This window comes from Solicola agrisoli, from assembly GCF_049059935.1.
Classification (GTDB): Bacteria; Actinomycetota; Actinomycetes; order Propionibacteriales; family Nocardioidaceae; genus JAURVT01.
The window spans coordinates 83,418-91,612 of record NZ_JBMGQR010000010.1 but is presented as its reverse complement, the minus strand read 5'-3'; the positions used below and the strand labels follow the sequence as shown (position 1 = coordinate 91,612).

The window sequence follows — 8,195 nt, the reverse complement described above, 5'->3', positions numbered from 1 at the left end:
GCCCTCGGCACCTGAGGTGGCGGTCTCGCGCGCGTTCAGGCCGATGGTCAGGCCGTCGGCGGTGACCTCGGCCCAGTCGCCGTCCTGGCTCTTGACCGTCAGCCCCAGGGTGTCGCGGTAGAACGCGACGGCGCGGTCGATGTCCTGCACGGGGACCCAGACGGTGGCGATGCCGTAAGCCATGGACGACTCCTTCGATCGTGGCGACCCCCGACGGGTGCCGGTCACGTCATCGTCGACCCGCGGGGCGGTCGGCGCCGAAGGAGAGCCGTACCTCATGGCGCGGGGTGGGCGAGTCGGGCGAGCTCACGTTCGAGGGGTGAGCGGTAGCGGACGGTGCGTTGGAGGCCGTGGCCGAGGGCGGGCGGTCGGGTGGCTTGGTAGGTGCGGCCCGAGGGGGTGTGCCAGGTGGTGGTGCCGGTGAGGGGGTCGCGGGTGACGTCCCAGTGTCGGTAGTGCCGGACGGTGTGGTCGGGGCGGCACAGGGACTGGGCGTTGGCGATGGTGGTGTCGCCGCCGGCGGCGTGCTCGGTGACGTGGTCGACGTCGCGGGGGCGGCAGTCGCAGCCGGGGCGTTGGCAGTGGCGTTCGGCGGTGGCGATGAGGTGGCGCAGGGGGCCGTCGAAGCGTCGGCGGCGGGGGTCGCGGGCGGTGATGGTGTCGTCGAGGGGGTCGGTGAACAGGCGGCGGACCCACACCTGGGACGTGTGGTCGACCAGGTGGCGGACGAGGCCGGCGGGCAGGGGGCCGTAGCCGGCCATCATCGCGGGGACGTCCTGGTGGCCCAGGAGGCTGTCGGTGTCCATCAGGACGCCGATCTCGATGCCGACGGCGCCGGGGGAGGTGGCGTCGGGCAGTCCGGTGAGGCGTTCGATCGCGGTGTCGCACATCAGCTGGCCCATGGTGCGGGGGTCACCGTCGGCGAACCTCCCGGCTGCGTGGGCGTGGACGGCGTCGTAGGCGGCCGAGACGTGCTCGATCGGGCCGTGGATCCTCAGCCATGCGGTGCCGACCGGGCCGGGTCCGGTGCTGACGAACCGGTCGGTGCGGTGGCGTCGGGACTGCTGCTCGGCGGCGCAGGGGTCGATCTGCATCACCATCGCCCGGGCGGCGTGCTCGGCACGCTTGGGCGTCAGCCCGGTCAGGACCGGGGCGATCCGTGCGTCGAGGACCGCGATGGCGTCGGCATCGAGGGTGCGGGCCTCGTCAGCGACCTCGGCGACGACCCGGTCGCAGACCGCACCGGTGGCGAGCAGCCGTGCGACCTGGGGCAGGTGCTGCAGCACCATGGCGCGGTCGACCTGGCGCTCGGCTGCGCTGCGGGACACCTGGCGGGCCATCGCGACCTCGGTCTGGACCGACTGGGTCGCCTCGGGGGTGTTCCACTGCTGGTCGGCGCGGTGCTCGTGCAGCGCGCCGACCAGCTCGTACTGCTTGGCCGCGACCCACCGGGCCAGCCTCTCCAGTGCCTCGATCGCGTCGAGGTGCTGCAGGTCGACCGGGCCCGCGGCCGGCGACGCCACGAACTCGTGCCCGTCCAGTGCCTCGACCAGGCACTGCACGGGCACGTCCTCGAACATGACCCGAACCTACGAGAAGGGTCCGACAGTCCGATTCCGGCGAGCACCGCCTGCGGTGATCAGTCCGCCGGGTTCCAGGGCGGGCGAGCACCGCCTGCGGTGATCAGTCCGCCGGGTTCCAGGGTGCGATGACGTCGATGATCCAGGTGACGCCGAACTGGTCGGTGAGCTTGCCGTACAGAGGCGAGAAGATCGACGGCCCGAGCGGCACCTCGACGTGGGAGGCCGTCGCGCTGAGCGCCTCCCAGTAGCCGGTGATCTCGTCGGCGTCGGTGCCGCGCAGCGCGAAGTAGTAGGCGTGCAGACCCGGGTCGTGGGCGAGGTCGTCCTGGACGTCGTAGGCCATCACGTGGAAGCCGCTGGGGGAGACCACCTGGCCCCAGGCGATCTCCTCGCTCTGGCGCGGGCTCTGCCCCGACGGCGTGTCGCCGTACGGCACCGCGACGACCTCGCCGCCGAACACGGACTGGTAGAAGTCCAGCGCCTGCCTGGCGTTGCCGCGCAGGTTGACGTGCAGGGTGCTGGTGACGCTCATGGGGTTCCTCCCGATCCGGCCGCGGTCCGTCCGCGGCGTCGGGACCACACTCTCGTCAGATCCGGTCTGATCCTGTCCTGATCCGGAGAGGATCCGCACCGATCACCTGGTGATGGGCTCGGCGGCAGCCTCGACCACGCCGGCGGCGGCGCGGGCGGCCAACAGGCCGGCGACGGCCTGGGAGTCCTCGTTCGCGTCGATCTCGACCGCCCTGCCCCACCGCAGGTGCACGACGTGCACGCCGTGGTTGCGGTACGGCGACCCGTCGGGCATCTGCGCCTCGGCGTGCCAGCGCGCGAACACCCAGGTGCTCCGCGGCCACCCCTTCACCCACACGTCGTCCACCGTGAGGTGCAGGTCGGGGACGAGCCGTCCGAGCCGGTCGAACCAGCGCGCGAGCGCGTCGCTGTCGTGCCGCTCGCCACCGAGCGCGTGGTGCCCGCCGAAGCGGTGGTGGACGTCGGGGGCGCAGCCTCGCAGCACGGCGTCGTACCGGTGGCGGTTGACGTCGTCGAATATGCGACTGGTGAGCCGGCGGACCAGGACGTGGTACATCGAGGACTCCTGTCGGTCGGGATCAGCGGGCGGTGAGGGTGGAGAAGAAGCCGACGAGCCGGTGCGCCTGGTCGGTGGCGTCGACCGCGGGGTCGGTGGCCCCGCCGAGGGCGCCGTCGCGGGCGAGGACGACCAGTCCGTGCACGAGCGCCCAGCTGGTGAGGACGAGCGAGTGCGACTCGTCCGGGTCGCCGGTGTCGATCGCCTCGAGCAGCACGCCGATGGACTCGCTCTGCGCGGTGAGCAGTGCCTCGTCGGTCTGGTCCAGCTCGACGGAGCGGAACATCAGGTCGAACAGTGCCCGGTGGTGCAGGCCGAAGTCGACGTACGCGTGACCGAGGGCCTCCAGCCGCGGCTCGGCGTCGGCGGGGACCGCACGGAGCGCCTCGGTGAGCTCGACGAAGCCCTCGGTGGCGACCGCCGTCAGGAGACCGGCCCGGTCGGAGAAGACGTAGGTGGGCGCCGCGTGCGACAGTCCCGCGCGCCGCGCGACGGCCCGCAGCCCGATCGAGGAGTGCCCGTGCTCGGCGAGCTCCTCGCGGGCGGCGGCGAGCAGGGCTGCGCGGGCGTCGGGTCGCTCGCGCGTCACCACCGCGCCGCGCCCCGCACCGCGGCGGCGTGGCCGGCCACCCCGAGCGCGCAGCCCAGCACCGGGAACACCGGCCACGGGAACCATGCGCCGGCGGTCAGGGCGACGACGAGCCAGATCGCGACCATCAGCAGGCTCGCGCCCGCGACGGCGGCGGCGTGCACCTGCAGCCCGATCCGCATGCGACGCGCCCGTGCCGCGCGGGCGCGGGGGTCGCGCCGCCTGAGCTCGTGCATCGGCAGGTCGGCCAGCACTGCGTCGACGTCGGCGACGGTGGCCGAGCCGACGACGCGGTCGAGGCGCGCGTCGAGCTCCTCGCGTCGCAGGTAGCCCAGCGCCCAGGCCTGCCCGAGCAGGTCCTCGGCGCGCGACCGCTCGAGGTCGCCCACCCGCTGCCCGGGAGATCGCGGCGCGTGCGACGGGGCGAGCGTGCGGATGCCGGCCGCGTGGTCTGCCAGGTGGTGCATCGTGAGGTCCTCTCGTCCCGTCGCGCCGACTTGACGCTGTCAAGCCAGCATCTCCCGCACGCTTGACACTGTCAAGCGGACCGGTCAGGTACGGACGTCCTGGCCACGCTCCCGCCGGGTCAGTCGCTCGTTGCCGTTGGTGCTGGCGGCCGTCATGCGCGCCAGGAACGACGCGACGACGCGCAGCTCGTCGTCCGGGGTGCCGGCGACCGTCGCGGCGAACTCGGTGCCGGCGAACAGCAGGAAGCCGTGGGCCCGCTCGCGGGCCTGGGGCTCGGGTCGGATGGTCACGCGGCGTCGGTCGGTGCTCTCGCGGCTGCGCCGGACGAGACCGACCGACTCGAGGCGGTCGAGCAGGACGGTGGTCGCGCCCGACGTCATCCCGATGCGCCTCGACAGCTCTGCCGGGGACAGCGGCGCGTCCGCCTCGGCCGCCCAGATCACCAGGCCGAGCGCGTGCGCGTCCGAGCTGGGCAGGCCCATCCAGGCCGCCATGTGGTGGTTCAGCTCGGTGTAGCTGGCGGCCCACTCGCGCAGGCGGTGCATGACCTCCACCTGCAGGTCGGACCAGTCGGACGTCAGGGGGTCGATCGTCGCCATGCAACATCCTTTGCTCTCAAGTAGCTTTACTGTAAAGCAATCGGCCGGTGGGCCGCATCGAGGAAGGACGAACCGTGACACCACGCCACGCAGTCATCTCCGGAGCCAGCATCGCGGGCCTGTCGGCCGCGTACTGGCTGCGACACGTCGGATGGGAGGTCACGGTCGTCGAACGAGCGCCGGAGTTCCGTGACGGGGGGCAGAACGTCGACGTCCGCGGCGTGGCCCGCGAGGTGCTCGGGCTGATGGGCCTGACCGCGGCGATCAAGGCGCAGAACACCACCGAGACCGCGACGGTGCTCGTCGACGGGGACGGAGCGGTGACGGCCGAGCTGCCGACGGACGGGCCCGACGCCTCCACCGCCGAGCTCGAGGTGCTGCGTGGCGACTTCGCCCGCACCATCCTCGACCACCTCCCGCCGGGCGTGGAGGTCGTCTACGACGAGACCGTCGAGGGCGTGGACGAGGCGGCGGACGGCGTCACGCTGACCACGGCCTCAGGCAGCACGCTGCGCGCCGACCTGTTCGTCGTCGCCGAAGGGGTCCACTCGGTGACCCGCGACCGGCTGTTCCCCGGCGAGGTCGAGCCCCGCGACCTGGGCATCGAGATGGTGTTCGGCACCATCCCGCGCACCGAGGACGACGACGACCGCTGGCGCTGGCACACCACCGTCGGCGGTCGGCAGGTGCACCTGCGCCCCGACAACCACGGCACGACCCGCGCGATCCTGTGCCACACCGGTGACGACGAGCTCGCCGGCCTCGAGCGAGCGGACATGGTGGCGCGGCTGCGCGAGCGGTACGCCGACGTCGGCTGGGAGGCACCGCGCGTCCTGGACGGCTTCGAGACCTCCGACGACGTCTACGTCGACCACCTCACCCAGATCCACATGCCCACCTGGCACCGCGGACGGGTGTGCCTGGCGGGCGACGCGGCCTGGTGCGTCACCCCGATGGGCGGCGGCGGGGCGTCCCTGGCGCTCGTCAGCGGGTACGTCCTGGCGGCCCACCTGTCCACCGACGACGACCTCGGGACCGCGCTCGCCGCCTACGAGACGTGGATGCGCCCGCTCGTCGACCAGATCCAGGGGCTGCCGCCGGGCTTCAAGCTCGTCGCGTTCCCGCAGACCCGGCTCGGGCTCGCGGCCAAGGGGCTGCTCGACAAGGCCCTGACCTCGTCGCTCCTCACCCCCCTGACGTCGAGGCTGACGCAGGTGGCCGACACCGACCAGGAGCTGCCGCGCATGGTTCCGCTCCCCGTCTGACGGCACCGGCGATGAGTTTCGCGCCGCTCACCGGTCTGCACCTCGACACCACCTCACCGAGGAGCAGCCATGACCGCGACCTACACCTTCGACGTCTTCTCCAGCCTCGACGGCTACGGCTCCTACGGGCCGCCCGGCGACTGGGGCGGCTACTGGGGCAAGCAGGGCCCCGAGCTGGAGGAGCGCCGGCTCTCGCTCTACCAGGACGAGGAGCGGATGGTCTTCGGCGCGAACACCTTCCGCGACTTCGTCGAGATGCTGGCTGCGCCCGCGGGCAACACGGGCAGCGACGACACGTGGGTGGGGCTCATGCGGAGCCGCCCGACGACGGTCGTCTCGTCGACCCTGACCGGCGAGCTCGACTGGCCGGACGCGACCGTCGCGAGCGGCGACGGGGTCGAGACCATCCGGCGGCTCAAGGAGGAGTCGGACGTGCCGCTGCGCTCGCACGGCAGCCTCACGCTGAACTGGGCCCTGATGGCCGCCGGGCTCGTCGACCGCGTGCAGGTGACGGTCTTCCCCGTCGTCAGCGGGCAGACCGGCGACACCCCGGTCTTCGGCGGTGCGGCCGACTTCGACCTCGAGCTGCTCGAGACCCGGACGCTCGACGGCCGCACCCAGGAGCTGACCTACCGTCCCAGCCTGCGCACCTGGGACGCCTCGTGAACCACTACCTCGTGTCGTTCCCCAGCTCGGCGATGGACGTGCCCCCCGACGAGCTGCCCGCCGTCTCGACGGCGTCGCGCGCGGTCATCCAGGACGCGAAGGACGCGGGCGTCTACGTCTTCGGCGGCGGCCTCGACGAGGACGTCCCACCCGTCGTCGTCGCGGGGGACGGCACCGTCACCGACGGCGCCTACCCCGAGACCGAGGACCTGTCCGGGGGATTCGCCGTCCTCAAGGTGTCGACGCGTGACGAGGCGCTGCGGTGGGCCGCGGCCCTCGCGGAGGCCTGCCGCTGCGGCCAGGAGGTCCGCGAGTTCATGTTCGACCCCGAGTCGTGAGACCGGCCGGTCTCATGGGGGAGGACCCGTGAAGCCGACGTGAAACCGGGGTGAAAGCGGCCGTCCCTAGGTTCACTGCTGCGTCGCCGGAGGGTCCGGCGCCGCCGGCAGGAGGCCCCCATGACGACCACCACCGCACCACCCTCGTCACGCACCTACACGTCGCTGCGCGCGGCGTGGATCCCGCTGGCCGCGCTCTGCCTGGCCTTCTTCGTCGAGATGGTCGACAACACGCTGCTGTCGATCGCGCTGCCCACCATCGGCCGCGACCTCGGCAGCGGCACGACCGCGCTGCAGTGGGTCACCGGCGCCTACTCGCTGACGTTCGGCGGCCTGCTGCTCACCGCCGGCTCCCTGGCCGACCGGCTCGGACGGCGGCGCGTGCTGCTCGTCGGGCTCGGCGTCTTCGGACTGCTGAGCCTCTGCGTCGTCCTCGTCACCACCGCCGGTGAGCTGATCGCCCTGCGGGCCGCGCTCGGCGTCGCCGCCGCCGCGATGGCGCCGATCACCAACTCGCTGGTGTTCCGGCTGTTCGACGACAAGGCGCTGCAGATGCGCGCCATGACGGTGATGATCGTCGTCGGCATGTCCGGCTTCGTGCTCGGGCCGCTGCTCGGCGGCACCGCGCTGGCCCACGTCCGCTGGGAGTGGCTGCTGGTCGTCAACGCCCCGATCGCGCTGATCGCCTGCGTCGGCGTCCGTCTCGGCGTCGCCGCCGACCGCCGGGAGGACCTGACCGACGACGCGCTCGACCTGCCCGGCGCCGTCCTCAGCATCACCACCATCGGCCTGGCCTGCTATGCCGCGACGAGCGGCGTCGAGCACGGCTGGTTCGCGCCGCTCACCCTCGCGTCGATCCTCGGGGCCGTCGCGGCGGGCGTCGCGTTCGTGCGGCACGAGCGCCGCACCGCGTCGCCGATGCTCGACCTGGGCCTGTTCTCCCACGGCACCGTGCGCGGCGCCGCGATCGCACAGGTCGGGACGTCGATCGCGATGGCCTCGGTGATGTTCGGGCTGATCCTGCACTTCCAGTTCGCGTACGGCTGGAGCCCGGTGCGTGCCGGCCTGGCGAACCTGCCGATCATCGTGACGATGGTCGCCGCGACGCCCGTCTCGGAGTGGCTCGCGGGCCGCTTCGGCCACCGCGTCGCCTGCCTCATCGGCGCCTGCTTCCTGGCCGGGTCGCTCGCCGGCCTGTCGTGGGGCGTCGACCACGGGTACGCCGCGGTCGCCGTGTGCATGGTGCTGATGACCGTCGGCCTGCGCACCGTCATGACGATCTGCGCCGTGGCGCTCGTCGACGCGATGCCGAGCAACCGCACGTCCATCGGTGCCGCGCTCAACGACACCGCCCAGGAGGTCGGCACCAGCGTCGGCACCGCCGTGGTCGGCACGATGATCGCCGCCCTCGTCACCACCCGGCTCCCTGCCGGCGTGTGGAGCAGCGACCTGGTCGCGTCGTTCTTCCACGGCGAGCGCGTCACCTACGCCCTGCTCGCGGTGGTCGTCGGGCTCGTCGCCGCCGGGGGAGCGCTCAGCCTCACCGACTCGCGGTCGGTGGAGGAGCACGCCTGACCCTGACGACCGACCGCAGGACGCA

At 72.8% G+C, this 8,195-nt stretch carries 11 protein-coding genes; 4 read left to right on the top strand and 7 right to left on the bottom strand.

The genetic code is table 11. The features are described from left to right. The 7 genes from ACI6PP_RS06045 to ACI6PP_RS06015 form a co-directional block, all read right to left on the bottom strand. Window positions 1-183 (bottom strand): VOC family protein (locus tag ACI6PP_RS06045; protein ID WP_421109969.1); only part of this gene is annotated, 183 nt, incomplete at its 3' end. Window positions 184-275: 92 nt separating this feature from the next. Next, a complete protein-coding gene (locus ACI6PP_RS06040; RefSeq protein ID WP_421109968.1) occupies window positions 276-1,580 on the bottom strand; it encodes an HNH endonuclease signature motif containing protein in 1,305 nt (434 codons plus the stop codon). Window positions 1,581-1,683: 103 nt separating this feature from the next. Then, window positions 1,684-2,115, bottom strand: coding sequence for a VOC family protein (locus ACI6PP_RS06035; protein WP_421109966.1), 432 nt, complete (start codon window positions 2,113-2,115; stop codon window positions 1,684-1,686). A 102-nt stretch (window positions 2,116-2,217) separates the two neighbouring features. Continuing rightward, window positions 2,218-2,670: a nuclear transport factor 2 family protein gene (locus tag ACI6PP_RS06030; protein WP_421109964.1), complete on the bottom strand. Its 453-nt coding sequence runs from the start codon at window positions 2,668-2,670 to the stop codon at window positions 2,218-2,220. Between the two features lie 22 nt (window positions 2,671-2,692). Then, entirely contained in the window at window positions 2,693-3,259 is a 567-nt protein-coding gene (locus tag ACI6PP_RS06025) for a TetR/AcrR family transcriptional regulator (RefSeq protein ID WP_421109962.1), read from the bottom strand. Beyond that, window positions 3,256-3,726: a DUF1707 SHOCT-like domain-containing protein gene (locus ACI6PP_RS06020; RefSeq protein ID WP_421109960.1), complete on the bottom strand. Its 471-nt coding sequence runs from the start codon at window positions 3,724-3,726 to the stop codon at window positions 3,256-3,258. The genes ACI6PP_RS06025 and ACI6PP_RS06020 overlap by 4 nt, the downstream gene beginning before the upstream one ends. A gap of 84 nt (window positions 3,727-3,810) precedes the next feature. After that, the gene (locus ACI6PP_RS06015) at window positions 3,811-4,326 is read right to left on the bottom strand and encodes a MarR family winged helix-turn-helix transcriptional regulator (RefSeq protein WP_421109958.1); all 516 of its coding nucleotides are present in this window, start codon (window positions 4,324-4,326) and stop codon (window positions 3,811-3,813) included. Window positions 4,327-4,400: 74 nt separating this feature from the next. Between ACI6PP_RS06015 and ACI6PP_RS06010 the strand changes: the two genes are divergently transcribed. The 4 genes from ACI6PP_RS06010 to ACI6PP_RS05995 all read left to right on the top strand — a co-directional run bounded on the left by ACI6PP_RS06010 (window position 4,401) and on the right by ACI6PP_RS05995 (window position 8,170). Further along, complete coding sequence (locus ACI6PP_RS06010) at window positions 4,401-5,591, top strand: FAD-dependent monooxygenase (protein ID WP_421109956.1); 1,191 nt, start codon at window positions 4,401-4,403, stop codon at window positions 5,589-5,591. A 69-nt stretch (window positions 5,592-5,660) separates the two neighbouring features. Then, complete coding sequence (locus tag ACI6PP_RS06005; protein ID WP_421109954.1) at window positions 5,661-6,257, top strand: dihydrofolate reductase family protein; 597 nt, start codon at window positions 5,661-5,663, stop codon at window positions 6,255-6,257. Continuing rightward, the gene (locus ACI6PP_RS06000) at window positions 6,254-6,595 is read left to right on the top strand and encodes a YciI family protein (RefSeq protein WP_421109952.1); all 342 of its coding nucleotides are present in this window, start codon (window positions 6,254-6,256) and stop codon (window positions 6,593-6,595) included. Before ACI6PP_RS06005 ends, ACI6PP_RS06000 begins: the two co-directional genes overlap by 4 nt. 120 nt (window positions 6,596-6,715) lie before the next feature. Beyond that, window positions 6,716-8,170, top strand: a complete 1,455-nt coding sequence (locus tag ACI6PP_RS05995) for an MFS transporter (protein WP_421109950.1) — start codon at window positions 6,716-6,718, stop codon at window positions 8,168-8,170. Window positions 8,171-8,195: the final 25 nt, after the last annotated feature.